Here is a 22,445-nt window from a genome sequence, read left to right as displayed (position 1 = left end):
CTGAAACTGGTCGGTGTGGTCGTCGACGGGTGTTATTTGACGGCTCCTCCGGTGAGCCCTTCGACGAACCATTTCTGGGCGCAGAGGAATGCGATGATGAGCGGCGCGACGACGATGGTGGAGGCCGCCATGAGAGGGCCGTAGTCGTTACCGGCCTCCTCGTTCTTGAAGGCCAGGATGCCGAGCGGCGGCGGCATGAGGCCCTGGTCCCTGACGGCGATCAGCGGCCAGAACAGGCTGTTCCAGTGACCGACGACGGAGAAGATGCCGAAGGCGATGAGCGCGGGCATGGCCATCGGCACCATGATCTTCCAGACGATGGCAAGCTCGCTGAGGCCATCGAGGCGGGCGGCATGTACGACGTCATCGGGAATGGTCCTGAAGAACTGGCGGAACAGGAAAATGCCGAAGGGAGAAACGATGTATGGAAAGACCAGCGCCGCATAGCTGTTGAGGATGCCAAGCCGGTAGCCGAGAATGAACAGCGGCAGCGACAGGACCTCATGCGGCAGGATGAGGGCGATCAGCACCATGCCGAACAGCAGGTCGCGGCCGGCAAATTCGAGCTTGGCGAGCGCATAGGCGGCGGGCGCGCAGACGACGACCTGCAGAATGAGGATCATGGCGCAGACGAGAATGCCGTTCAGCATATAGCGCGGCAGCGGCGCCTCGGTGAGCGCCCTGCCGTAATTCTCGAGACCGTGGAACTGCTGCGGCCAGAAGGAGAAGGAGGCTTCGAATATCTCCCCCGGCGGCTTGATCGACAGCGACACCATCCAGACGAAGGGCAACAGCATCAAGGCCCCGGTGATGAGAAGCGCCGCATGGCGCGTGATGGCAGCGGATGTGGCCAGGCCCCTTTGTTTTGCGGTACTCATTGGTAATGAACCTTCCTGTCCATGAGGCGGGCCTGGGCGAGGGTGAGCACAACGACCATGATGAGAAAGATGACGGCGACGGATGCGCCGTAACCGGTGCGCAGATACTGGAAGCTCTCGCGATAGAGGGTGAAGAGCAGCATTTCCGAGGCATGGCCGGGACCGCCGCCCGTGAGGATTTCCACCGTGTCGAATGTCTCGAAGGCTTTCAGCGAAACAACGATGAAGACGAACATGGTGACCGGCCCAAGCATCGGCAGGGTGACGGTGCGCAGGCGATCGAGCCAGCCATCAGCGCCATCTGTTTCGGCGGCGTCATAGAGATCGGCAGGGATCGATTTCAGACCGGCCAGAAACAGGACCATGGCGTAACCGAGGTTCTGCCAGATGCCGATGACGGCGAGCGTCGGCAGGACGGTGGTTTCGTCGCGCAGCCAGTTGGCGGTCGGAAAGTGAAGGGCGGACAGCGTCTGGTTGACGAGACCGATGGTCGGATGCAGCAGCGCCTCCCAGGCAATCGCCATCGCGGTGAGCGTCGCCATGAAGGGCAGAAAGTGGATGGCACGATAAAAGGCGCGCATCGATCGGCCCGCCTCGATGAGCAGCGCGATGGAAAGCCCGATGACGATGGAGCCGGGAACGACGATCGCCGCGTAGAGGATCGTATTGGCAAGGGACGCGCGAAACGCCGCGTCGGAAAAGACCTGCCTGACATTGGCAAGTCCGACGAAGGACAGCGTGCCTTCGCCAAACTTCCAGTCGGTCAGGGCGATGGCGAAGACGGAAAGGACCGGCAGGAAGAACAGGGTGACGAGAAAGACGGCGGCGGGACCGGCGAGCGACCACGCCGCAAAGGCCTCGCCGTTTCGCATGGCGGGATTTTTCGTTGTCGCAGAGCGGCGGCCCATGATCATCTTGCCCGCTCCTTCAGCGGCAGCACCTGAGCTGCCGAAAGGATACCCTGCGTCCCCGCCGCTGCTTCGGTCCCGGCGCGAATGCGTTTACCGTCGCGATCAAAGACGATGATGCGCTCCGGACTGACACCGAAATACAAGCTCTCGCCACCCCTGATGGGCGGCGCGCGCTCGGCGGCCAGCCTTGCGATGAGAGGGTTGGCGCAACCGAGCACGGCCAGATGGACGAAAAGATCGGAGCCCATATGCTCGATCAGCGTGACGGTGCCGGCGATTATGTTGGTGCCGTAGGTGCTGCCATCGCGGCGGTCGACAAGATGGAAGGCTTCCGGGCGGATGCCAAGCGTCACTCTCTCGCCTGTCGGAATGCCCGTGCTGACCGAAAACGCCGTGCCCGCCGCCCTTGCGAGACCGGGATCCTCCACGATCGCATCGATCATGCCGATCTTCGGCGAACCGATGAACTCGGCCACCCGGCGATCACACGGATCGGCATAGATTTCCTGCGGCGGGGCGACCTGCATAAGCCTGCCGTCCAGCAGCACGGCAACCCGGTCGGAAAGGGTCATGGCCTCCGACTGATCATGCGTGACATAGATGAAGGTGATACCGAGACGGCGATGCAAAGCCTTGATCTCGGCGCGCATCTCGACACGCAGCTTGGCATCGAGATTGGACAATGGTTCGTCCATCAGAAAGACGGCCGGCCGCCGCACCATGGCGCGGCCGACAGCGACCCGTTGCCGCTGGCCGCCCGACAGCTGGGCGGGTTTGCGCTCGAGGAGATGGCCAATGCCGAGGGCCTCGGCGGTTTGTGTCACATCGTCCTTGATACCGGAGAGTGCTCTCGCCGTGCCCGGCAGAAAACCGCCGATGAGCGGAAGCCGCTGATAAAAGGACAGGCGTCGCATCCGCAGCGGAAGCGCCATATTGGCGGCAACGCTCATATGGGGATAAAGTGCATAGGACTGGAACACCATCGCCACGTCGCGCTGCTTTGCACGCACCCCGTCAACGCTGCGCCCGCCGATCGAGATCGAACCGGAGGTCTGGCTGTCTAGACCGGCGAGAAGGCGCAGAAGCGTAGACTTGCCGCATCCCGAAGGACCGAGCAGCGTCAGGAACTCGCCATCGGCGACCTCAAGCGAAACGTCGTCGAGGATGGTCGATGTGGCGTATCGCTTGACGATACGATCGATGGATATATGCGCCATGGCTTGCTTCTCTGATGTCGGCCAGGCCCGTCTGCCTGACGGGATGGTGACTATCAGGGCGACCGGGGCGTGACTTCACAGGCCAATGACAGCTATCGCAAAATGCGATGACGCCGCTTCAGTTTTGACTGGAAGCGAAGGTCATCGATGTCCTCAATGCACGCCGAGCTACTGCGGCCTCGCATCCCCCAACATGAATTTCCCGCTCGGGAAATTTTTCAAAAAAATTATACCCCAACTCGCCAATCTTCCCGATCGGGTAAATTTACTCGACAAGCCCGTCGATTTGATGCTATTTTCCCGATCGGGAAATAAAAATGGCGAAACTGGTTAGAAGCATAGCCGACATCGGCGCACTGGTACGCAGCGCACGCAAGGAACAAAACTTGCGACAGGACGAGCTTGCAGGCGTTTCTGGAGTTGGCCTCCGTTTCATTGTCGATCTCGAAGCCGGCAAGCCGACCGCCCAAATAGGGAAGGTTTTGCAGGTTCTGCAAACGCTCGGTTGTTCGGTTGAGATCCTTGCGCCGGGTGAACGCAGATGACCGCAAGGGTTCTCAACGTCTGGTGGGATGGTCGCCTTGTCGGACAGTTCACCCAAGACAAGCATGGCGACATCGGCTTCGCCTACGTCGCATCTTGGCTTGATGACGAAAAAACGCTTCCGCTATCTACCTCCCTGCCGAAGCGCCCGGAGCGCTTTTCCCGTCGTGAATGCAGACCATTTTTCGGCGGCCTGCTACCGGAGGAAAGCCAGCGTCTTGTCGTGGCGCAGGCGTTGGGTGTTTCACCTGCCAACGACTTCGCGCTTCTCGATCGCTTGGGCGGGGACGTCGCCGGCGCGCTTCAGCTTTTGCCTGAAGACGACGACCCGATCAGCGCAGGACTGATTGTGGATCAGCAAACGACACCTCTGGATGAGGCAGGAATCGTTCAGATATTGGACGCACTTCCGGCGCGGCCGCTATTGGCTGGTCAGGAAGGCTTGAGGCTGTCGCTTGCGGGCGCCCAGTCAAAAGTTCCGGTGGTCCTGATCGATGGTCAGATCGCGCTTCCGCTTACCGGCCAGGCGACGACGCATATTTTGAAGCCACCTATCACACGCTTCAGGGGAACGACCGAGAACGAAGCCTTTGTGATGAGGCTCGCAGCAGCGATCGGCCTCAACACAGCATACGTCGAGCCCAGGTCTGCGCAAGACCGCTCATTCCTTTTGATCGAAAGGTATGACCGTGTCCGCGATGACAGCGGCATTGTGCACCGCGTTCATCAGGAAGATTTCTGCCAGGCGCTTGGCGTGCCGCCGGAAACGAAATACGCCAGCGAAGGTGGCCCGACCTTCAAGGACTGTTTCGAGCTGTTGCGGCGGATATCAGCGCGGCCAGCGACTGATGTGCTGAGACTGGTTGACGCGGCGATTTTTAACCTGATCGTCGGGAATGCTGATGCTCACGGCAAGAATTTCTCGATCCTCTATGACAACGATGGGCCAAGGATGGCTCCGTTGTACGATCTGCTTTCCACAGTGGCCTATCCGGAACTCTCACCAAAACTGGCCATGAGGATCGGAAAGCGCGCAACGCTTGCTGAGATTGATGAAGAAGCTTGGCAGATGTTCGCGAAAGACGCCGGCGTCGGTTTTGCACTCGTTCGCCGCCGTGTTTCAGAGCTATGCGAAGCTGTTTTGAAGCAAAGCGCCGGCGTGGCAGATGGTCTATCCAGCGTATCAGACAGCCAGGCATTGGTGCAGGCAGTGGGCGCAATCGAAGACCGAGCGCAACTAACCTCTCTGACATTCGCTAAAGCTCGCTAGGTTCGCAATCAATCTGCCTTGCGCAGAGAACGTGCGCTCCGGGCAAAAACAAACGATCAGATGTCAGCCCGTTTCAGCGCTAATCGAAAACAAAACTTTCGATCACGGTTTTCTGATGAGAGATAGCACCTGTCCGACGACAACGAGATCGGCTGCGGCTTCCTTCGCGATAATTTCCATCGGATAGCCATTCTGCTCATTGTCCGATCGCAACTCAAGCGAGCCGTCCATGAGCCAATTCGCTCGCTTCACCTTTATTCCCGGTCCGACCCGGAAGACAAAGACCTTTTCGTCGATGATGTCAGTCTTGCTTTGATCGACAATCATGAATGCGCCATCAGGAATAGTCGGCCACATGTTTTCGCCCTTGGCTTCAAGCATGATGCAGTTTCCGGGCGTCGCGCCTATGCCTCGCAGGAAGGCGCGGTTAAAAGCAGCGATATACTGAAGGTCATCTTTCTTTGGGGCCAACCCAAAACCCGCCACCGATTGCACATCATGAAGCGGAATTTGGATCATATCCACTTCTTCATTTACCACAGCAGACTTGGAAAACACTTCCCCTTCACCCGCGACTAACCAAAGAACGTTCGCGCCAAAGTTACGACGGTAGGAATCCAGCACCGACGCTGTGGGTTCGGACTCGCCTTTTTCATAGTTCCCAAGTGTAGTTTTGCTCACGCCGAGCTGGGCGGCAAAAACATTCCTCTCTGAAACGCCAAGCATTCGCCGCAACTCGCGAAGACGCGCGCCAAGAGCTGTCTTGGGCTGAATCTCAGGTCTAGCCAATAAACCACCGCATAAGTCACATTTCCGATTTACAAAATCCGAATTGTGATCTATCCCTCTCTGTGTCGCAGAATAAATAACCCCAAAAGAGAAGGCCAGTCAGGGGCTTCGCTCTCAAGGAATCCTTTATGCACCGTGTCTTTGACGGCGGCAAGACAAGCCGCGCCGAGCGCCGTAGGCTTGCCTGATGGAGGTCCGATATTGATAGGTGAAACCTTCACGTTTTACGGGCGATTTCTTCAGCCATACGGTATTGAAGACTTATTCGTCTTCCATGAGAAAGCGTGCCACCTTGACGCCGAGGCTGTCGGCAATTTTCGCCAGCAGCCGGAGCGAGGGGTTGCGTTTGCCGGACTCGATCTGGCTGAGATAGGAACGATCGATGCTCGCCCGGAACGCCAGTTCTTCCTGGCTGACGCGCCGTTCGTTGCGGATCTTCACGATGTTTCTGCCGACCAGCGTCCCGATATCCATATCCTATGCAATGCCGTGGGACGACCAAACGCGCCATTGACTATAGTCAACATTTCATGGCTGGAAGGAGGCGTTGGCGAAGCTGGCTAAAGAGCAAATGCCGAGCCACCGCGACATGTCTTCTTTCGCAATGCATTGTTGACTATAATCAACAGACGATTCATATCTGCGTCGCCATTCAGGAGGAACCAAGCTTGACGAGAGACATGCAGCCCGTGCCGCTGAACGCCATCCGCGCCTTTGCAGCGGTGGCGCGCGAACGCAATCTGACGCGGGCGGCTACGATGATGGGAACGACGCAGAGTTCGATCAGCCGGCATCTTGCGGTGCTCGAGAGCTATCTCGGCGCAAGCCTGTTCGATCGCCGCGGCCGGATCGGTCGACTGACCGAATTCGGCCGGCTTTACGCCGAGGCGATATCCGAACCGCTCGAGACGATCTGCTTCACCACCCACCGGATGAAGCGCCGCGATCCTGCGGCGATCAACAGGCTTGTCGTGCGCACCTCGCTCTCGACATTCGCCTCCCATGTTCTCGTGCCGAACCTGCAGCTTTTTTCCAATGAAATGGGCGGCGCGACGATCGATGTCGTCACATCCCTCACACAACCGGATGCCGCCGACAGCTACGATGTCCTGATTACCCGTGACCTGCGGGTGGACGAGCCGGCCGATGAATGGCTGATCCACCGCGAAGAACTCATCTGCGTGGGCGCGCCCGGGCAGGTGCGCGACAGGACGATCGAGATGGTGAGGGCAATCCCGATCCTGGCGATCACCTCGCGTCCGGACATCTTGCCGACCTGGCTGAAGGCCATGGGGCTTTCGGGCAGCGATGTTACCGCCGGCGCCCGGGTCGATCATCATTATCTGGCGCTGCCAGCCGCAACGACCGGGAAATGCCTGATGGTTGCCCCACAGATCATCGTCTCCGGCTTCATCCGCAACGGCTTGCTGAAGGCCGTGCCCGAGACGGGCGCGCCGAGCGGTATGGATTACCGCGCCTATGCGCTCGACCGCAGCGGCAATCCGGAACTGGCCCGTGCCTTCTGCCGCTGGCTGATCCGGCTTTGCAAATCCATGGCGTTGCTGCGGGAGTAGGGCGGCTTCGGTGCAGTACTGCCGCATCTTCTCGACGAAGCCAGCCCGAGCGGACGTTTCCATGACCGCTTCGGTCGTGGCTACTCTAACAGAAGTTATTCAACCCACTGTGATGGGTCGAATAACTTCTAAAAATGCTTTATTTGAACCATTAAAAGGGTCGATTAATGCGCCTAACGCTTCAGACCCATTTTTATGGTGAGCGGTATTACGATGCGCGACGCTGGTCGCGATCATCTTTCCGATTGGAAGCGCATTTGCGACGAACTGATGCCTGAGCCTGCTGAGCAGAAAGCGCTCGCAGCTAGGCTCATCGAGTTTGCCGGCCACCTGCGCCGGGCTCCGGCGATGGCGAAAGAGATGGGAACGTCTCCGGACATTCTGGATCGTGCAATGGGACGCGGCATTGCGATTGCAGACAGCGTTCTGGCGGCGTTCCGATGATTGCGAAGGACCGCTAAATGGCGCGATGGAAGAAGCCGACAAAAGAGGAGGTACTTGAAAACCGGCGAACACTGGCGGAACGTGCTCGAACTGGGGATCTGAGGCTCCCCGGTGCTGTGGCGGAAATCCGTAAGGGGTTCGGCATGACGCAGGAGGACTTTGCCAGGACGCTGTCGATTACTCGGAGACAAGTCGCGGAGATAGAAGCCGGCACTGCAAATCCAACGCTTGAAACGTTGGACAAAATCGGGCGGCTATTCGGTTTCGGAGTTGGCTTCGTTCCGCGGAACAGTAAACCGTGATAGCGCGCACAGAATTGCGAACCAGATTGCTAGAACGTCTGATTGCTGGATTGCACTCCAAGGAGGAGAGGACCAATTATTTAAGCCGAATTTCGTCGATCTTATTTTCCGCGTCTGAGCTCAATTGCCCATTTTCCAACGCCCCTAAGCCGGGGTTGCGTTAGCTGGCAGGGAAAAGGACAAAAGGAAAATCCGCAGCATATCCCCGTCACCTGCGGCATCCTCCTTGAGCGGCAGCCGCAACGCCTCGAATTCCAGCACGACGCGTATCTTCTCGCGAATATCCGCCTGACTGCGGCAGGGAAGGCGCAGGATCCGGTCGCCCGTCTCCTCCATCCGGTCGAATTCCGGAAGCCCGGCGTCGAGATCCTCGCCCGGACCGGCAGTCGCAAGCCATGCCCGATGCTGATGCCGGAACAGTACAACAAGCCGGGAAAGCTCGCCCGAAACTTCATCCATCGTCTAATCCCGTCTCCACGCCACCGGCCCAATTGGCATCGTCCCCGGATTCGTAAAGCCCAAATCTTGTTCCCGCGATCAGGCGCAAGGCGCGCCGCGTTACGGTGAGCATGATGGTGACGACAGGGGAGGGCGCCGGCGGCGAGGATGACAGTTTTTCCGGCTGCGATCGATATCGACCATGCAGTGATTGCATGGACGGCCCCGCATTTTGCGATGGCGCGGTTTGCCGGCAGGGCCATGGGGGTGCATGTGTCGCGTGCCGGCCATTTTGAAACCGGCAAGCCAGTTTCATGCCTTCCCCACAAGAGGAACCTCGCCATGAGCCATGCAATCAACCGGGCAATCAGCCCAGCAAAAGAAACGGTAGCCAGCCCCGGCAGACGCCTGTTGGCGCAGATCGAGACAACCGGACTGGCCCATGTCATGGCGGCCCACAGCCCGCTATCGGCCCGCCTGGCGGAAGAAGGGGGCTTTGACGCCGTCTGGGCTTCGGGCTTTGAACTCTCGGCTCTCTTCGGCGTGCCGGACATGAGCATCGTCAGCATGTCGCAACACCTCGAAATGGTGCGGGCGATTGCCGCCGCAACCGGGCTGCCGGTCATTGCCGATATCGATACCGGTTTCGGCAATGCGCTCAATGTCCGTCACGTCGTCCGCGCCTATGAGGCGGCGGGGGCCGCAGCCGTCGTCATCGAGGACAAGACGTTTCCGAAGGTCTCGAGCCTTGCCGCTGGTGGGCGTCATGACCTTGTCCGGACCGAGGAATTCCAGGGCAAGCTGGAGGCCGCGCTTGAGGCTCGACGTGACGCGGATTTTTGCGTGATCGCAAGAACCGAGGCGCTGATCGCCGGCCTTGGCGAAGAAGAGGCGATCCTCAGGGCCAAAGCCTATGAGGCGGCCGGTGCGCAGATGATCCTGATCCATTCCAAGGAAAGGAGCCCGGCCGAGATCGAAAGCTTTGCGCGCCGATGGGACGGAAAGGTCCCACTCGTCATCGTGCCAACCTCCTATCCCGAACTTTCCGAAAAGCGCATCCGCGATCTCGGGACGATCGCCATGGTCATCTATGCCAACCACGGGATCCGCGCCTGCGTCACCGCCATGCAGCAGGTGTTCAGACGCATCCGCAGCGACGGTGGTATCGCAAGAGCGGACCGCGACATCGTTTCAGTTTCCGAGATCTTCCGGCTGCAGGGCATGGAAGAGGCCGGGGAGTGGGAAAAACGCTATCTGCGCTAGTATTGAACGCGAAACCATCCAGCCGCGCCGGGCTTGCGACCCCGGCATCGCCGACCAAGCGGCGAAGAAGCTGTTTCAGCTTCAGGCCGGAGACATTTCCCCGGCCTGAAAGGAGGCTCCGCCGGCGGCGGAGCCTCCCTGGCCCTTAATCCCGGTTCGGGCGGGACCAGATGAGCTGCAGCCCGTCCTCGCCTTCGACCTCGGTCAGGGTTGCGTAGATCGGTGCTGCGAAGCTCGGATCGTCGAGCTTGACCGAGAGGTAGTCGCGGCCCTCGCCGGAGGTCTTCTGCCAGGCTGCGCCAAGCTCGACGCTACCCGCATAGACGCGGAACTGCGGGCCCCGGTCAGAAGGGTTCTCCACCCGGATGATGCGTGCCTTGACGTTGAGGGCGAGTGTGCGGATCGCGCCGGTGAAGCCGTTTTCGCTGGAGGTGAAGGTGCCGATGGTTGCCATTGTCATAATCCTTTTTGCTGTTTCGGGCCGCGCCCATCGCGGCCTCGATGGCTGTCGCAAAGACCGGGGACGATCGGACCGCACCTGATAAGGCCGGAACAAAGTGGAGGGCGGCAACTGCCACTTTTGTTAGTGGGAGAGGAATGGCGGCGCAGCCGGCAGGGGTAAGAAAAGGGGACGTCGCCGTTGCGGGAAATCGATCGAGGCGCAGCCGTTCTTCGGTCAGACATGCCCCATCGAGCCCGCCAATGGGCGCGGCCTGAAGCGGCGAAAAGGATTCTGGCGATGGCGTTTGGCCGCCGCATCCGCTGGCCACAAAAGGGCTGCCACCTGTCACCGCGCCCCGCCAGCATGGTTTAGAGCCCGGCCATCAACTGGGGAAAGCTGCTTTGCTTATTGTTCGCCCGCTTGCCAGCAATCGCCCGTGCGATATCGTCGCGCCTGCGAATCATAGCCTGGAGGATCGATGCGCCGAGAGACCAAGCCGTTCATCATCGAACGCAAACCGTCGCGCAAACCTAAACCCGATATGCAAAAACCCTCCATCTGGGGAAGGCTCGACGCCGACATCGCACAGGGTCTCAAGGATCAGCGGGAGAGGGATTCCGCGGTCGCCACCGCCGGTGACGACCACGCCTGAGGGCTGGGGATCAGGCCGCAACCAATGCTTTCCGCCCCCGGCTGCAGGCTGTGCAGGAAGGTAACCGCGCGCTGCGCATGGGCCGCCGCCTGAAAGATCGCCCGCGGGTCGTTAGCGAGCACCGACAGCCAGGATTGCAGATAAGACGCATGATCCGGCCGCGGTTCGAGTTCGGGAACGATGCCGATATCGGCGCAGAGGAAGCAACCGCCGAGCTCGGCGATCAACTCTTCCCGTGCACGGTCGCTGCGATCCTTGGCGTAGCGTGAGAGGTCTCGGCCGACGCGGGTTTTATCCGCCGTCCAGTGCACATGCTCGTGTCCGAGGACAGCATAATAGCTTGCCGGATCCTTGAACGTCTCGAACGCTGGCATCTGGATAATATCGGTACCGGGAGCGTAGAAAGCCTGATTGCCGCCATGGCGAACCACGGAGCCCGTGCTCCGGAAAAAGTGATCGGCCTCTTCGATGCGTGCAACCCGATCAAGGGCGGGTTCCGGTCGGTGATGATAGTGTTCCGGCAGACGATCGATCTGCTCAATATTGAAGACGGTATAGGCCTTCAGAAATGGGATTTCCCGGTCGACCTCGTTGCCGTTTCCGTCGGATTGCGACTTGGTGAAACGGCTGGCGTAGACAACGGTCGAGCCCGTCTCGCCTTTGCGTACGCAGGCGCCAAGCTCCACAGCCTGCTTGAATGTCATCCACATCGCCGCGGAATAACCGCGCGACACCTGCTCCGACCAGAGAAGGAGCACGTTCATGCCTGAATAGGGTTGGCCGTTGTGTCGCATCGGCCGCGTGATGCGGCCATGGGTGGTGGCGCCGCTCCATGGCTTCATCCAGGGGCGCACGCCTCGCTCGAGATCGTCGACAATTTGCTGTGTGATCCGTGTGTAAATGTCGGTGCGATCCGTATACGTCTTCCTGCTCATGATTTTTCTCCATTCTCAGAACCACGCCTATCGCGGTCTGTCACGGAGGTCCGAAGACAGGAGCCTGAAGGGAGACCATGCACCGGAACGGCCGCAACAAGATGGAGGACGGCGAAGCCGTTGCAGGGAAACCCGACTCCTGCAGGACCACCGACCGGGACGGACCGTGCAGGGCGCACCACCATTTCGGGTTGCTACAGTAAATGGCTGGCGCCCGTAGGCGCCGACCATGAAGAGAAGGAAAAGGCGGCGTGTACCCCGCCTATGGTGTTATCCCAACGCCGCCATCTGGGCTTCCGCTGCCTTGCGATCGAGCGAAGCACCTGCGTTTTCGACTGGTCGATCGAATGGCTTCCAGGTCTCCCCCACGACGTGTTCGTAGGCGGCAACCGCGCCTTCTGCGGCCATGCGAAGTGCGTGGGATTGGACACCCATGTCTGCCGCGAATTCCCGCTTGCGCTGGGCGGCGCTGTCATAGCCGACCGGACCGTCGAGGTCCTCGTCGCGGGCGTCGTTCGACGCCTTGGCCGTTGCGTCGCGCACTTCGGTGACGGCGCGGGAGTAGAACTGGCCGGCACCATGCGCCGACCCGACAAAAGCCCCGACGATTCGCTGCAGGTGTATCTGCATGGCCTTGCTCGCTAAGCCTTCGGAGAGGCTGTCCGCGGTCTCGACGATCAGCCGTTCATGCAGGCTGCGGATGCCATCGCTGTCGACGATTGCTGTGCCGAAGCTTTCGGCGATCTTGAACGCCTGAGCGGCGTCAGGGCAGGAGAGGCGGACCATTTCGAGTGTTGCCCCCTTGCGGAGTTGCGACGATCTGGCAATTGAGCGGTTTGGAGTGGCGGGCTTGGCCATATCTTTTCCTTCCTTGGCTGCCGAAGCGGTTCCGGCCCGTGCCGGTCTGCCCTTCGATGCGGACGACCAGAACCGGCAATGGACGGGCGGCTTCACAGGTCCGATCTGGCTGAACCAGCAGGGCAGGGTTGCGGACAAGCAGGTTTTGACCTGAGCAGACCGCGAGCCTGCCCTCGCGCAGAGAGGCTGGACCGGCCGCCCCGCGGCGCGAAGCGGCCTTGAAACGACCGGCCGCCGGTTCAGACCGCAGCGAACAAGAAGGGCAGTCCGGCACGGCCCCGATATCACTCACAGCCCGAGAGAAGGCGATATGGCCAAGCCCACTGCCCCTGCGAAGATTGGGAGTGATATGGAATCCCGCAAGCCACCCCGCGTAGGGTCCACCTATTCCCGTCTTTATCCCACACCCGCATGATCGCAATGCGCAAGCTCATCGATAACTTGCACCTGTAGCGCGAGCGTTCTGACAACAGTGTCGAGTTCCCTCCACCGTTCGAAGGTCAGGCAGTCCACAAACTCGAAATGCGATAATCGGGGATTGGATCGGCGCCTTGTCCGGCCCTGAACCCTCACCGTCATCGCCTGTCTTCCGGCGCACGCCACAATCTGCCGGGTCAGGCAATCGAGGTGCCGCTGGGTCCTCGCGCCGGGCGCCAATTGATTTCGCCGGCGGCATGGGGACGAGTGCGTTGATCATGTCCCATCTTCTCGCCTTCGCCAGCCGACGAATGACGACGGCCCGTCATATTCAGCGTGACGCGTGAGATCGATGACAAAGCCAAACTTGCCGCGCTCCGCATACTCATCGCTTGGCACCAGGAACCGACGCTCCTCGCCGACACGGAGATGGGCCCCGCCGACCTTCGCCACGACCTCCGTCATACCATCGTGTTGGTCCGACCGGATCGCAGACGTGACGACGAAGTCATTGTCGTGCCGTTGCTCGGATGCCCGGCGATCCTTTTGCCCAGCTCTCACCTTCGGCCAGCACGCATCGATGGATCGTTTCCCAGGCGTCGGGCCAGGTGTTGCGAATGGTCTTCTTGGCCGTCGACCGCTCATAGGCGGTGAACAGGTTCGGGAAGGTGACTGCTACGATCGCCCACTCGCAGTCCTCCTCGTACCAGGGCGTGTCCTTCCGCAGCAGGGGATGGACCTTTGCATTGCGATCTGCCGACAGATGGAAGCCACCATGGCCTGCTGTCATGTGGGCGACGACGCCTTCCGCATAAATCACTGCCATCTGCGATCCGCCCCAGGGAGTACTCGCGGACATGTGGCTCTGCACACGGTTGAGGCTGGCAAGATCGCGCATATGCCCGGCGGTCTCGGCGACCCGCATCCGAAATTCGGCTTCATCGGCGACCCGGCCGTCATGCCCGACGAAATCGGCCCGCACCAGTTCTGCAAGCGGTCGTCTGACAGCGACAGCGCTCGCGAGGAACGCAAAGCCGCTGCGCGATGTGATTATGGCAAGGACCAGGTCCCCGATGCGGGCGATGGGCAGGCCATCCACGCTGGTGGCAAACTCCACCCCCGAAAAATCGGGGGTGGCGCCTGTCATGGTCGACTGGGGAGCAGCGGTCATGCTGCAATCCTCTGGTCGACGTCCTGGTGGTGCTCTTCGTCGTCAGAAAGATCCATATCCTGCAGATCGTCCTGATCCGCATCCTCGTTGATCTGCCCCTGCTCTTCGTCAGCGGGATTGTCAACATCACCACTGTCGTCCTCGTGCGAGGACGCACCGGTAACATCCATGACGGCGCCAGCCCGTATCCAGGCGAGCAGTTCCTCAGCCGGCGGCGCGAAACGGCCCGACGGATGGATGAAGTGCTCGTTGGCAAAATGCTCGGCGAGTGCCGTACGGGTTTCGCGCACTTTCTGTCGCGGCTGGACGGCCGCCTCGGCGCAAGTGGCTTCCAGCGCCTGACGCGACAAACATAAGAGGAAGTCCTCCGTGCCCATGTTGGGCAAGAACTCGTCGGCCCCGATCGCGTCGCCGGCGACGCGCGAGACCATACCACTGTTCGACATGCCCCGGCGGCACGAGAGAACATCAATCAGCACGGAGCGAACGGCGACCCGAAGCGTATCCTGATCGAAGGCGAGCTTGCCATGCTCGTCAAACAGGTCGACCGCATGGCGCGAGAAGCGCTTGCACCCGTAGAAGGTCCCGTCTGCGCCAGAGTCGACCCGAACGTTCTGCCCGGCAAAGGCCAGCACCATCAGCGCCATCAGCATATCGTCCTCGATCGGTGCGCGGCCAAGCGCATCGTGCAAGGCGTCGGTGCGGAAATCACCGATCACATCGTGGCCCTTCTGGGTCACATCGGGCCGAACCTTCGGTGTTTCGACCATGTCGCCACCATCGCGGTTGCCGACAACTCCCTCACCACCAGCGCCCTTTGGCTTCGCCACGTCGGGCATGCGGTAATGGACGGTCTGCACCTTGCCGTCACGATCGAGATAGAGCGCCGCACGGTCGGACTTGGATGGCTTACCATAGACCTGGGTTGCCTTTTTCGGCAGCTCCGGCTGCCCCCAGCTATTGACCTCGACGATGGCGCCGCGCTTCGGCAGGTTACCGGTCATCCATTCGTGCTGGGCTCCGAGAAAGCCCTCGACATTGGTGGTATAACGGCCATCCTCATCGGCCGGTGCGAAGAGGTCCTCAACCCATTCGATTCCATAGGCCTGTGCCAGATCGTCGCCGAAGCTCGCGTCCCTGGCATACATGCGCTTTTTCGTCAGCGCATTGGCGATCTGCCACCAGGCTGCGGTGTCGCCCTTCTTCGGCTTATGCGCCTTCCAGACCTCTTTCTGATCCACTTGACCAGCGGCCGCGATCACCCGCAACTGCTGCTCGGAGGGCATGTCGCCGAGCGCCATTTGTTCGAGCATGGCCGGCAGGACATTGGCAAGCAGGCGCAGCTTGCGGATCTGACGAACGGGAAGAGCAAGAGCGACGGCAATCGCTTCCTCGGTCCAGCCCAGCGCAACGAGGCGTTCGATGCCGCGCCATTGGTCGACCGGATTGAGCGCTTCGCGAACGCTGTTTTCGACCATCGAACGCATAGCGCCGTTATCGTTGGCGGCATCCGCGACGAGGACCTCGATTTCCTCAAGACCGGCAGCGATGGCGAGCCGGACACGGCGATGACCCGTGTCGATGATGTAGCCGTTTCCACCATCCGTTTCCGGGGCAACCACGGGCGGCTGAACAATGCCGACGGCTTTGATCGTGGCCAGCATCAGCGCATCAGCCTGCGGCGAGGATTTAGACTGGCGCATCCGGACGGGGTTTTCCTTCAGCGCACGCGGATCGACCTTGATGAGATGCATGACATTTGTCCTTTCGGGAGTTTTTTGGGCTGGCGCGTTACCGACCCTTCCTGTCTTCATTTTTCTCGAAGACATCTCCTGGACCGCCGAGCGGCCGGACTGGCGCAACTGCAGCCGAGCATCCCTGCTGCGAAGGACACGCGGGGCTAACAGCCCTGCGAAGGCCGAGCAGCCGGGATGGCGCAGGCGGCGGTTGAGCGCAGCGTCGGCAGGAGGATCGATCGGCGACCTATATATCTTTGTTTTTTTATCTTTCCGCCACCCTTACGGATCAGGCAGAAAAATATTTCACAAAAAATCACTTGCGCCGCATTTTTCTTTTGAGGCCCTTTAAGGTGCTCTTAAACCCCTCTAAAGGGGTCTTTGAGGGGTCGGCATTTCCCCTCGAAATAGCATTTCTTGAATAAAAGACCGCATCAGGTGATATGCGGCAGCAAGGCAGCGCCACTCATTTTTTGTTGAGAGGTGTATCATGAAAGAGCCTGCGGATTTTTTGAGTATCAAACTTCTAGATATGGAGGCTTCAGCCGATGGTAGGTTTGCCATCGTCGCTCTAACGCTGATCGCTCTTTTTTATATAGCTGCCCGCTACCGGCGATAGATCTGGGATTGTGGAAGCAAATGCCCGTCGTGACAAAAAAAGAAGGGCCGCCGGCAAAAGCCGCGGCCCATAAAGTGTGGAGATTTCAAAACCTCCAGAGGGGAACAGCTGATGCAGCGGAACTGGGAGGTGACCGCCATGTGCATCAACTGCATGCGTTATGCCTGATTTTTGACCATTCGGAAAACATTTTTTATGCACGGCAGCTATGCAGCAGCCGCGTTATCCGAGACGGTGGTGTGGTTGATCGGCCCGAAATCCCGCACGAAACTCGACCATGCGATGCGCAGCCGCACCTGAAGGTCGCGCCACGGGCGATCGCTCTCCTGCGCCTTCAGAACCTCGCGCACCGCATCGCGGATCGGGATCAGCTTCGAAATGATCCGCACATGTTTCTCCGTGACGCCGTCACCCGATCGGCCCTTGCGCACGGTGACAGGCGCGGCCGATCCGTCGAGCATCTGCATGAGGCCCTTCGACCGGTCGAGGAAGAAACTGCCCTCGCGGACAGCGCTGCCCTTCGGCTGCAAATCGACGATCTCTGCGAGCTCATCCTCAAGATCGATATTGATCGGCGTTGGCTCACCGTCATAGAGATCGACGGGCAGTAGGTTGATAGCGGCGACAAGGGCGGTTTGAAGATCGTCACCGCCACGCGGCTGGCAGGTATAGGTCTCGCCGAACTGTCCGGACGTCAACGCGTGGGTGCCGAGCACGAAGTCGGGATGGCGGGCGAACCACCTGTTGATGCGGATGGCACCCTCGTCTTGGGTCGCTGGCCTGATTTCATCGAAATCAAGCCACATCTGATCGCCCTCAGGCTCACCAATCTTGCGTTTGCGAAAGAACAGGATGTCGACGACAACATTCGTGCCGGCATCGCGACGAAAGCTGCCCTCGGGAAGCCTGATCGCCGCGATCAGATTGGCCGATCTGGCGATATACTCCCGTGCCGTTGTATCGGCCTTGTCCATCGTCCCATGCGATGTGACGAAGACGGCGAGCGCCCCCGGCTTCAACAGATCGATCGACCGGGCGATGAAGTAGTCGTGCAGGCGCAGGCCAAGCGCGCGATAAGCGCGGTCCGAGCGGACGATGCGATCGGAAAAGGGTGGGTTGCCGATGGCAAGATCATAGATCGGCGCCAGGTCGGTGCGAACGAAATCACCATTGATGATCCGCGCCTTCGGCTGCAGCAGGTTGACGATGCGGGCGGTGACCGGATCGAGCTCGATGCCCGTGACAAAGGCCTTGTCGCGATAGGGTTCCGGCATCAGGGCAGGGAAGAGCCCCGTGCCGATGCCAGGCTCCAGCACCCGGCCACCGCGCCAACCAAGCTTCTCAATCCCGGCCCAGATAGCGCGGATGATGAATTCGGGGGTGAAATGGGCGTATTGGGTGCAGCGGGCAAGCGATGCATAGTCACTCTCGGACACCGCGATTTCGAGCGAAGAGCCGAGAGCATCCCAGCCGTCGCGGAAATCGACTGTCCCCGGACGGCGGAAAATGCCATTGGCGAGATCACCGGCGCCGAAGCCGGTGAAACGGATCAATTGCGCCTGCTCCTTGGCCGTTGCTGGCCGGTCCTTTTTGACGATACCGTCGGCGATCAGGATTGCAGCGACATTGGCACGAGCACGCTCCTTCCAGGACACCGCGAGGCCGCGATCGCCGTCAAGATAGAAATTTGCCCGCAGCTCCGCCCGCCGAGCAGGTGTGGGTGCCCGGGGAAGGGCAGGGGTCGGCGCCGGCGGCAAGGGATCCGGATCATCGTCATTGGCGGCATCAGGCAAATTGCCGCCGACGGCAGTCACGCCGAGCCCAAGGCCAACGGAAAGTGCGCTTGAGCCGAACATATCGAGGGTAAAAGGATCATTGCTCATCGGGAAAACTCCTAAAATCAGGGCGGCGCACGCCATCGCCGGCCGAAGAATTGACCGCCATCGCGCAGGTTGCGGGTGCAGGGGGAGAGGTGATCTGGCTCAGGCAGCCAGGGCTGATGGGAGGTGGCGCAGATGCACCGGCAGCTTGGCGGCGATCTCGTCGTCGGTGAGCGTGTCGAGCAGTTTCAGAAAGGTGCCTTCCTTGCCGCTATAAAGTACGAGAATACGATGTCCGTGCAGTGGCTTTGGCCAGCGCTCACCGGCATAGCCGCGATAATCGTCGGCGGTCGTGCTCCAGATGTGATCGAGGCGTTCTTCGCGGCTCATGGCCCGGACGGGCCGGGTCTCACGCGCGACGATCGCAGAGCGCATTGCCTCTACAGAATTTGAATCCGAGAGATCGCAATAGCTGTGGAAGTAGCGGACCGTTTCGTTGATCCGGATTGCGAAGAAGACCGACGTCACCAGACCGGTCAGGAACTCGCGCATCGCAAAAGCTGGCCCGCGCATCCACAGCGGCGGCAGAATCTCGAGCATGTAGCTGTAGGATACCTCATCGATCTCGAACCACTCGCCGGCATAGACGGCGGACTGATCATGGTCGTGGCGGTTCGGGCGCTTCGCGTGCCGGTCGAACATGCGGAACATATCGGAGCGCGTGGCCACGCCCTGGAAGACTTTGCGAGGAAGGGTTTTCGGGGTCATCAGCCTGATCCTTTCGGGATTTTGGACCGAAGGCGGCATTGTCGGCTCGACCCCACCATCCTCTTCAGTCCTTCATGACCCCTCCCGCCCGGCCGCCTTCGTGTCCGACCGGGTCAAGGGCCGGCGCTCGCCGGGCGAAGCCTCCCTTGACGCGGACGGCGCGCATGCGGCACGCCTCTCCCTTCCTTCCTCTCATTTTTCCCTGTCTTTCTTTTTCCTGATCTGGAGAACCGCGTTCCAATCGTCTGCCGGCGGCCGGCGACGCTGCCAGTCACTGCCCACAGTGTCCGCAATCGCGCGCAGCCGGTCTGCGTAGATTTCCCCCTGCGGATTGGCATCTGTGGCAGCGACAATCTGTGCGCCCGGCCTTTCCGCAAGTGTGAGAAGGGCAGCATCGGTTGCCGGCGACCAGCCGCCACCGGTGCTGAGATAGAGGGTGTCGTCACGTAGGCCCTCGATCGCCGCAAGGCTCATCGCATCGATCGCCGCTTCGGCAACGCAGACCCGGTTGGCGTTCGGGCTCCCGAACCGAAAGAGGATTTTTGATCCTCCGGTGGCAAAACCACGCCAATCCGGTCCACGTTCCTCCCAACCCACGACCTTGCCGTCGCAGTTCGAATGGGCAGCCCACATGCTGCCACGCGGACCTTCCCGGAGCAGGCTCTGGTGGATCGCATCCCTGACGACATGTTCAGGAATGGAGCGCGCCCAACACAGATAGCGCCAGGCTCCCGTCCGAGGTCCTGGAATGCGCCGCCCGATCCAGCGATCATGGAGATTGTCAGAAGACGCACCCCGTCTCGGCCTCGTCCATTCCGGCCGGGACAACTCAAAACCCGCGAGGGAGGCAACCCGCCGGGCAGCCTCCGGAAAGAATGTCCCATCAAGAAACATGACGAGCCGAAAGATATCGCCCTTTTCGTCTCCTAATGGATTGAACCATCCACTTCCTTCGTGGGTCACGATCACGAGTTCGCCGCCTCGGCGGTATTTGACGGCGCGCCGTGTGCTTTCCTTCATGTCGATTTGGTAGCCAGCTTGCTCCAGAATGGCCTCGCAACTGACCTTGGCGCGTAGCGCCTCTATCTCTTCTCGTTTCATTTTAGCTCCGATCGCATCACGATCGCCTTTCCTTCCTTTTCCACGGAATGCGGACGACACTCCCGCAGCCGCGAAGAGCGGAGGACGCAAGGGCGCGGCTGACAACTGCCAGAACTGGTAGTTGCCAGCCGCGGCGAAGCCTCCCTTGCGGGCGCCCGTTCGCAAGCGGCACCGGTGCCAGCCGGAACGGCATGGCCGGCTCAATGCGCCGGCCAGGGGAAAAATTCGTGGACGATGTCGAGATCGTCGTTCGCGTCGATTTCGTCAGAGGGGAGAACGCCGTACTCCCCGTCGACTTTGAAGACAGTGACCGGGACCATCAGGTCGCGGGAGAGTTGGAAGGCGTGGGACTGTGCGAGGGAAAGATCGTGCGACATCTGAGAGGCTCCATCCGGGAGCGGGCCAATTCCCGCTCGATGGCTCCAAACAAGGCCCGGAGACGGGCGCGATCACCGCGCAGGCGCAGACAAGCGGCCGCAGCCTGCTAGCGGACCCCTTGCGGGTTGATCGTGGAAGATCCGGTTCCGGGCCAGGAGACCATCAAAAAAGAGCGGGATTGGGCTGCTCCCTGGTGTGCCACGAAGAGAATGGATACGGATTGCGCCTGTCCGACAAGCATCCATCTTCAGGAAAGAAGATTGCCAGCGATCCGGCGGCATCGATTCAAAATGAGACAACGGGAAAGAGGGGCCGCGCTTGCCGGGTGCCGCGCTTGGGTGGAGAGAGCGTTACAAGGAAAAAGAAAATTCCTTATAACAAGGGCTGCCGTCCGGTGAAACAAATCGACCTTGTGTATAGAACCGCGTTTGCGGGTATATCCAATTGGCATATCCCATCTGGCGCACTAGATATGTCGCTGCCAATGGAACTCGGAGGAACGCAAATGGAGCAGGGCGCAGTATTTCGGAGCAACCGAAGCCAGGCTATCCGTCTGCCAAAGGCGGTCGCTCTTCCGGATGACGTCAAGCGCGTCGATATTGTCACCTTGGGACGCACTCGTATCATTGCGCCTGCTGGCGAGATATGGGACAGCTGGTTTGAAGGAGCAACGGTAACATCCGACTTCATGAGTGAGCGTGATCAGCCTGCTTTACAGGAACGCGAAGCGTTCTAATGCCGAAGTACATGTTGGATACCAACATCTACATCTTTACGATCAAGAACCGGCCGCAGCAGGTGCGCGAAGCGTTCAACCGTCATCATGTCCAGCTATGTGAGCTCGGTCAGCCTGATGGAGTTGGTCTATGGGGCGGAAAAGTCAGCCAGTCCGGAAAAAAATCTGGCCGTTGTAGAGGGGTTCGCTGCCCGGCTCGAGGTGCTGTCATACGACGAAATGGCAGCAAGCCACACGGGCCAACTCCGGGCCGAGTTAGCGCGCAGCGGAACTCCGATCGGTCTTTATGATCAGTTGATCGCGGGACACGCTCGCTCCCGAGGGCTGATTCTGGTCACAAACAACCGTCGTGAATTTGATCGCGTACCAGGGTTAAGGGTCGAAGACTGGACCGGATGATTGTGATGCCTACGGATACACCGTTGAGCATTGGGACGGCTCGCATCGCGCGATGAGGCGAGCTGTTTTACAGATTTGTCTCTGATGCGGGTTTTGCGAAGCGCACGCCGACGCCACCGCCGTTTTCATCGATAAATGTAAGTCCGGCTTCCTCGAAAGCAGTCCGAATCGCGAGAAGAGTCGATGGATAGCTCGGTTTTCCAGTTTCTATCCGAGTAACGGTTGTGGGCGTTATGTTGGCGCGAACCGCAAGATCCCTTACGCCCCACTTCAGTGCTGCCCTAGCCATGCGGACTTGATCTGCAGTTAACATTAACACCTTGACTTAATCTATGCGCGAGGTCAGACTCGAGTTTGTAAATTATGACGGTCAAGGAGGTGCTAGGCACACCTTCCCTGACCTGACCACAATCTAGCTAGCTGGAGCTTGGATCATGGCTGATTCTGAGAATAGCAGAACTTTACCCAAATTTTTGCGCGCACGTGAATTCCCTGATGAGACCATCGTCGAAAATCAGTCAAGTGCGATCAACAGGCGCAATCTTCTACCGGCGGCAGCCCGTATTCTGCCGATATTGCTCGATGAGGTTCCGTTGCGGACGGTTGCCGAGCCATTCCACATCAAGGAACTCTGGCCGCGCTGGTTTGACCGTTATCAGCGGCGTCTCGCCGCCGAGCGGGAAAGCCGCGATCTTGAAGCGCGATTGCTGAAAGAAACCGGGGGACGTCCGGTAATCCCCCCGTTCTTAGCGGGGCTTGGTCGTAGAATTCACGCGGCCATTTT

At 59.9% G+C, this 22,445-nt stretch carries 23 protein-coding genes and 4 pseudogenes; 11 read left to right on the top strand and 16 right to left on the bottom strand.

Annotation, left to right across the window (positions count from 1 at the left end):
* Nucleotides 1-32: 32 nt before the first annotated feature.
* From AC5I5B_RS11505 to AC5I5B_RS11495, 3 genes are read right to left on the bottom strand one after another with little or no spacing between them, the layout of a single operon-like run.
* The gene (locus AC5I5B_RS11505) at nt 33-878 is read right to left on the bottom strand and encodes a carbohydrate ABC transporter permease (protein ID WP_495752687.1); all 846 of its coding nucleotides are present in this window, start codon (nt 876-878) and stop codon (nt 33-35) included.
* Complete coding sequence (locus AC5I5B_RS11500; protein ID WP_495752686.1) at nt 875-1,792, bottom strand: carbohydrate ABC transporter permease; 918 nt, start codon at nt 1,790-1,792, stop codon at nt 875-877. The genes AC5I5B_RS11505 and AC5I5B_RS11500 overlap by 4 nt, the downstream gene beginning before the upstream one ends.
* Entirely contained in the window at nt 1,789-3,006 is a 1,218-nt protein-coding gene (locus tag AC5I5B_RS11495; protein ID WP_495752685.1) for an ABC transporter ATP-binding protein, read from the bottom strand. Before AC5I5B_RS11495 ends, AC5I5B_RS11500 begins: the two co-directional genes overlap by 4 nt.
* 317 nt (nt 3,007-3,323) lie before the next feature.
* Between AC5I5B_RS11495 and AC5I5B_RS11490 the strand changes: the two genes are divergently transcribed.
* Together AC5I5B_RS11490 and AC5I5B_RS11485 are read left to right on the top strand one after the other, a co-directional pair.
* Nucleotides 3,324-3,551, top strand: coding sequence for a helix-turn-helix transcriptional regulator (locus AC5I5B_RS11490; protein WP_495752684.1), 228 nt, complete (start codon nt 3,324-3,326; stop codon nt 3,549-3,551).
* On the top strand, nt 3,548-4,819 hold the full coding sequence (locus tag AC5I5B_RS11485) for a type II toxin-antitoxin system HipA family toxin (RefSeq protein WP_495752683.1): 1,272 nt from the start codon (nt 3,548-3,550) through the stop codon (nt 4,817-4,819). Before AC5I5B_RS11490 ends, AC5I5B_RS11485 begins: the two co-directional genes overlap by 4 nt.
* Before the next feature lie 102 nt (nt 4,820-4,921).
* Here AC5I5B_RS11485 and AC5I5B_RS11480 read toward each other — a convergent pair whose 3' ends face one another.
* A complete protein-coding gene (locus AC5I5B_RS11480; RefSeq protein WP_495752682.1) occupies nt 4,922-5,608 on the bottom strand; it encodes an XRE family transcriptional regulator in 687 nt (228 codons plus the stop codon).
* A gap of 261 nt (nt 5,609-5,869) precedes the next feature.
* A complete protein-coding gene (locus tag AC5I5B_RS11475) occupies nt 5,870-6,082 on the bottom strand; it encodes a helix-turn-helix domain-containing protein (protein WP_495752681.1) in 213 nt (70 codons plus the stop codon).
* A 194-nt stretch (nt 6,083-6,276) separates the two neighbouring features.
* On the opposite strand from AC5I5B_RS11475, the gene AC5I5B_RS11470 reads away from it, so the two are divergent.
* The 3 genes from AC5I5B_RS11470 (at nt 6,277) to AC5I5B_RS11460 (ending at nt 7,928) form a co-directional block, all read left to right on the top strand.
* A complete protein-coding gene (locus AC5I5B_RS11470) occupies nt 6,277-7,182 on the top strand; it encodes a LysR family transcriptional regulator (protein ID WP_495752680.1) in 906 nt (301 codons plus the stop codon).
* Nucleotides 7,183-7,395: 213 nt separating this feature from the next.
* Nucleotides 7,396-7,626 carry a hypothetical protein gene (locus tag AC5I5B_RS11465; protein WP_495752679.1) on the top strand — a complete coding sequence of 77 codons (231 nt, stop codon included), beginning with the start codon at nt 7,396-7,398 and terminating at the stop codon, nt 7,624-7,626.
* A 17-nt stretch (nt 7,627-7,643) separates the two neighbouring features.
* Nucleotides 7,644-7,928, top strand: coding sequence for a helix-turn-helix transcriptional regulator (locus tag AC5I5B_RS11460; RefSeq protein ID WP_495752678.1), 285 nt, complete (start codon nt 7,644-7,646; stop codon nt 7,926-7,928).
* 144 nt (nt 7,929-8,072) lie between these two features.
* On the opposite strand, the gene AC5I5B_RS11455 is transcribed toward AC5I5B_RS11460, so the two are convergent.
* Nucleotides 8,073-8,387: a hypothetical protein gene (locus AC5I5B_RS11455; RefSeq protein ID WP_495752677.1), complete on the bottom strand. Its 315-nt coding sequence runs from the start codon at nt 8,385-8,387 to the stop codon at nt 8,073-8,075.
* 147 nt (nt 8,388-8,534) lie between these two features.
* Here AC5I5B_RS11455 and AC5I5B_RS11450 point away from each other — a divergent pair, with 147 nt between their 5' ends.
* On the top strand, nt 8,535-9,629 hold the full coding sequence (locus tag AC5I5B_RS11450) for a phosphonopyruvate hydrolase (RefSeq protein ID WP_495752676.1): 1,095 nt from the start codon (nt 8,535-8,537) through the stop codon (nt 9,627-9,629).
* Nucleotides 9,630-9,774: 145 nt separating this feature from the next.
* Here the strand turns inward: AC5I5B_RS11450 and AC5I5B_RS11445 are convergent, their stop codons facing one another.
* The 3 genes from AC5I5B_RS11445 to AC5I5B_RS11435 form a co-directional block, all read right to left on the bottom strand.
* A complete protein-coding gene (locus AC5I5B_RS11445; RefSeq protein WP_495752675.1) occupies nt 9,775-10,083 on the bottom strand; it encodes a DUF736 domain-containing protein in 309 nt (102 codons plus the stop codon).
* Between the two features lie 588 nt (nt 10,084-10,671).
* Nucleotides 10,672-11,658 carry an ArdC family protein gene (locus tag AC5I5B_RS11440; RefSeq protein ID WP_495752674.1) on the bottom strand — a complete coding sequence of 329 codons (987 nt, stop codon included), beginning with the start codon at nt 11,656-11,658 and terminating at the stop codon, nt 10,672-10,674.
* A gap of 270 nt (nt 11,659-11,928) precedes the next feature.
* A complete protein-coding gene (locus tag AC5I5B_RS11435; RefSeq protein WP_495752673.1) occupies nt 11,929-12,516 on the bottom strand; it encodes a hypothetical protein in 588 nt (195 codons plus the stop codon).
* Here AC5I5B_RS11435 and AC5I5B_RS11430 point away from each other — a divergent pair.
* The gene (locus tag AC5I5B_RS11430) at nt 12,509-12,670 is read left to right on the top strand and encodes a hypothetical protein (RefSeq protein WP_162693438.1); all 162 of its coding nucleotides are present in this window, start codon (nt 12,509-12,511) and stop codon (nt 12,668-12,670) included. The genes AC5I5B_RS11435 and AC5I5B_RS11430 overlap by 8 nt on opposite strands.
* A 539-nt stretch (nt 12,671-13,209) precedes the next feature.
* Here the strand turns inward: AC5I5B_RS11430 and AC5I5B_RS11425 are convergent.
* Nucleotides 13,210-14,104: pseudogene (locus tag AC5I5B_RS11425) on the bottom strand (DUF7007 domain-containing protein).
* On the bottom strand, nt 14,101-15,858 hold the full coding sequence (locus AC5I5B_RS11420; protein WP_495752672.1) for a ParB N-terminal domain-containing protein: 1,758 nt from the start codon (nt 15,856-15,858) through the stop codon (nt 14,101-14,103). Before AC5I5B_RS11420 ends, AC5I5B_RS11425 begins: the two are co-directional and overlap by 4 nt.
* Between AC5I5B_RS11420 and AC5I5B_RS11415 the strand changes: the two genes are divergently transcribed.
* Nucleotides 15,857-16,192: a hypothetical protein gene (locus AC5I5B_RS11415; protein ID WP_495752671.1), complete on the top strand. Its 336-nt coding sequence runs from the start codon at nt 15,857-15,859 to the stop codon at nt 16,190-16,192. The genes AC5I5B_RS11420 and AC5I5B_RS11415 overlap by 2 nt on opposite strands.
* A 494-nt stretch (nt 16,193-16,686) precedes the next feature.
* Here AC5I5B_RS11415 and AC5I5B_RS11410 read toward each other — a convergent pair.
* The 4 genes and pseudogenes from AC5I5B_RS11410 to AC5I5B_RS11395 all read right to left on the bottom strand — a co-directional run.
* Nucleotides 16,687-18,342: pseudogene (locus AC5I5B_RS11410) on the bottom strand (lactate dehydrogenase); the annotation flags it as partial.
* Between the two features lie 99 nt (nt 18,343-18,441).
* Nucleotides 18,442-19,047 (bottom strand): DUF1419 domain-containing protein, encoded by a 606-nt coding sequence (locus AC5I5B_RS11405; protein WP_495752670.1) that lies wholly within the window; start codon nt 19,045-19,047, stop codon nt 18,442-18,444.
* Nucleotides 19,048-19,239: 192 nt separating this feature from the next.
* Nucleotides 19,240-20,313 carry a DUF3991 and toprim domain-containing protein gene (locus AC5I5B_RS11400; RefSeq protein ID WP_495752669.1) on the bottom strand — a complete coding sequence of 358 codons (1,074 nt, stop codon included), beginning with the start codon at nt 20,311-20,313 and terminating at the stop codon, nt 19,240-19,242.
* A gap of 35 nt (nt 20,314-20,348) precedes the next feature.
* Nucleotides 20,349-20,525, bottom strand: a complete 177-nt coding sequence (locus AC5I5B_RS11395) for a hypothetical protein (RefSeq protein ID WP_495752668.1) — start codon at nt 20,523-20,525, stop codon at nt 20,349-20,351.
* A 506-nt stretch (nt 20,526-21,031) separates the two neighbouring features.
* Here AC5I5B_RS11395 and vapB point away from each other — a divergent pair.
* The gene (gene vapB / locus AC5I5B_RS11390) at nt 21,032-21,262 is read left to right on the top strand and encodes a type II toxin-antitoxin system VapB family antitoxin (protein WP_495752730.1); all 231 of its coding nucleotides are present in this window, start codon (nt 21,032-21,034) and stop codon (nt 21,260-21,262) included.
* Nucleotides 21,262-21,661 (top strand): annotated as a pseudogene (gene vapC / locus AC5I5B_RS11385) (type II toxin-antitoxin system tRNA(fMet)-specific endonuclease VapC). Before vapB ends, vapC begins: the two are co-directional and overlap by 1 nt.
* 67 nt (nt 21,662-21,728) lie before the next feature.
* Here the strand turns inward: vapC and AC5I5B_RS11380 are convergent.
* Nucleotides 21,729-21,974 carry a helix-turn-helix domain-containing protein gene (locus AC5I5B_RS11380; protein ID WP_495752667.1) on the bottom strand — a complete coding sequence of 82 codons (246 nt, stop codon included), beginning with the start codon at nt 21,972-21,974 and terminating at the stop codon, nt 21,729-21,731.
* A 121-nt stretch (nt 21,975-22,095) separates the two neighbouring features.
* On the opposite strand from AC5I5B_RS11380, the pseudogene AC5I5B_RS11375 reads away from it, so the two are divergent.
* Nucleotides 22,096-22,445 (top strand): annotated as a pseudogene (locus AC5I5B_RS11375) (hypothetical protein); the annotation flags it as partial.

Source organism: Agrobacterium sp., assembly GCF_059499945.1.
The sequence above is the reverse complement of the archived record's forward strand: the minus strand, read 5'-3'. Positions and strand labels throughout refer to the sequence as shown.

Bases quoted from the DNA above. Each gene is read 5' to 3' on its own strand.
- AC5I5B_RS11415 (WP_495752671.1), top strand. From the start codon at position 15,857: ATGACATTTGTCCTTTCGGGAGTTTTTTGGGCTGGCGCGTTACCGACC.
- AC5I5B_RS11485 (WP_495752683.1), top strand. From the start codon at position 3,548: ATGACCGCAAGGGTTCTCAACGTCTGGTGGGATGGTCGCCTTGTCGGA.
- AC5I5B_RS11500 (WP_495752686.1), bottom strand. From the start codon at position 1,792: ATGATCATGGGCCGCCGCTCTGCGACAACGAAAAATCCCGCCATGCGA.
- AC5I5B_RS11435 (WP_495752673.1), bottom strand. From the start codon at position 12,516: ATGGCCAAGCCCGCCACTCCAAACCGCTCAATTGCCAGATCGTCGCAA.
- AC5I5B_RS11420 (WP_495752672.1), bottom strand. From the start codon at position 15,858: ATGCATCTCATCAAGGTCGATCCGCGTGCGCTGAAGGAAAACCCCGTC.
- AC5I5B_RS11445 (WP_495752675.1), bottom strand. From the start codon at position 10,083: ATGGCAACCATCGGCACCTTCACCTCCAGCGAAAACGGCTTCACCGGC.
- AC5I5B_RS11460 (WP_495752678.1), top strand. From the start codon at position 7,644: ATGGCGCGATGGAAGAAGCCGACAAAAGAGGAGGTACTTGAAAACCGG.
- AC5I5B_RS11465 (WP_495752679.1), top strand. From the start codon at position 7,396: ATGCGCGACGCTGGTCGCGATCATCTTTCCGATTGGAAGCGCATTTGC.
- AC5I5B_RS11380 (WP_495752667.1), bottom strand. From the start codon at position 21,974: ATGTTAACTGCAGATCAAGTCCGCATGGCTAGGGCAGCACTGAAGTGG.
- AC5I5B_RS11450 (WP_495752676.1), top strand. From the start codon at position 8,535: ATGACAGTTTTTCCGGCTGCGATCGATATCGACCATGCAGTGATTGCA.
- AC5I5B_RS11395 (WP_495752668.1), bottom strand. From the start codon at position 20,525: ATGTCGCACGATCTTTCCCTCGCACAGTCCCACGCCTTCCAACTCTCC.
- AC5I5B_RS11440 (WP_495752674.1), bottom strand. From the start codon at position 11,658: ATGAGCAGGAAGACGTATACGGATCGCACCGACATTTACACACGGATC.
- AC5I5B_RS11505 (WP_495752687.1), bottom strand. From the start codon at position 878: ATGAGTACCGCAAAACAAAGGGGCCTGGCCACATCCGCTGCCATCACG.
- AC5I5B_RS11490 (WP_495752684.1), top strand. From the start codon at position 3,324: ATGGCGAAACTGGTTAGAAGCATAGCCGACATCGGCGCACTGGTACGC.
- AC5I5B_RS11405 (WP_495752670.1), bottom strand. From the start codon at position 19,047: ATGACCCCGAAAACCCTTCCTCGCAAAGTCTTCCAGGGCGTGGCCACG.
- AC5I5B_RS11495 (WP_495752685.1), bottom strand. From the start codon at position 3,006: ATGGCGCATATATCCATCGATCGTATCGTCAAGCGATACGCCACATCG.
- AC5I5B_RS11475 (WP_495752681.1), bottom strand. From the start codon at position 6,082: ATGGATATCGGGACGCTGGTCGGCAGAAACATCGTGAAGATCCGCAAC.
- AC5I5B_RS11455 (WP_495752677.1), bottom strand. From the start codon at position 8,387: ATGGATGAAGTTTCGGGCGAGCTTTCCCGGCTTGTTGTACTGTTCCGG.
- vapB (WP_495752730.1), top strand. From the start codon at position 21,032: ATGGAGCAGGGCGCAGTATTTCGGAGCAACCGAAGCCAGGCTATCCGT.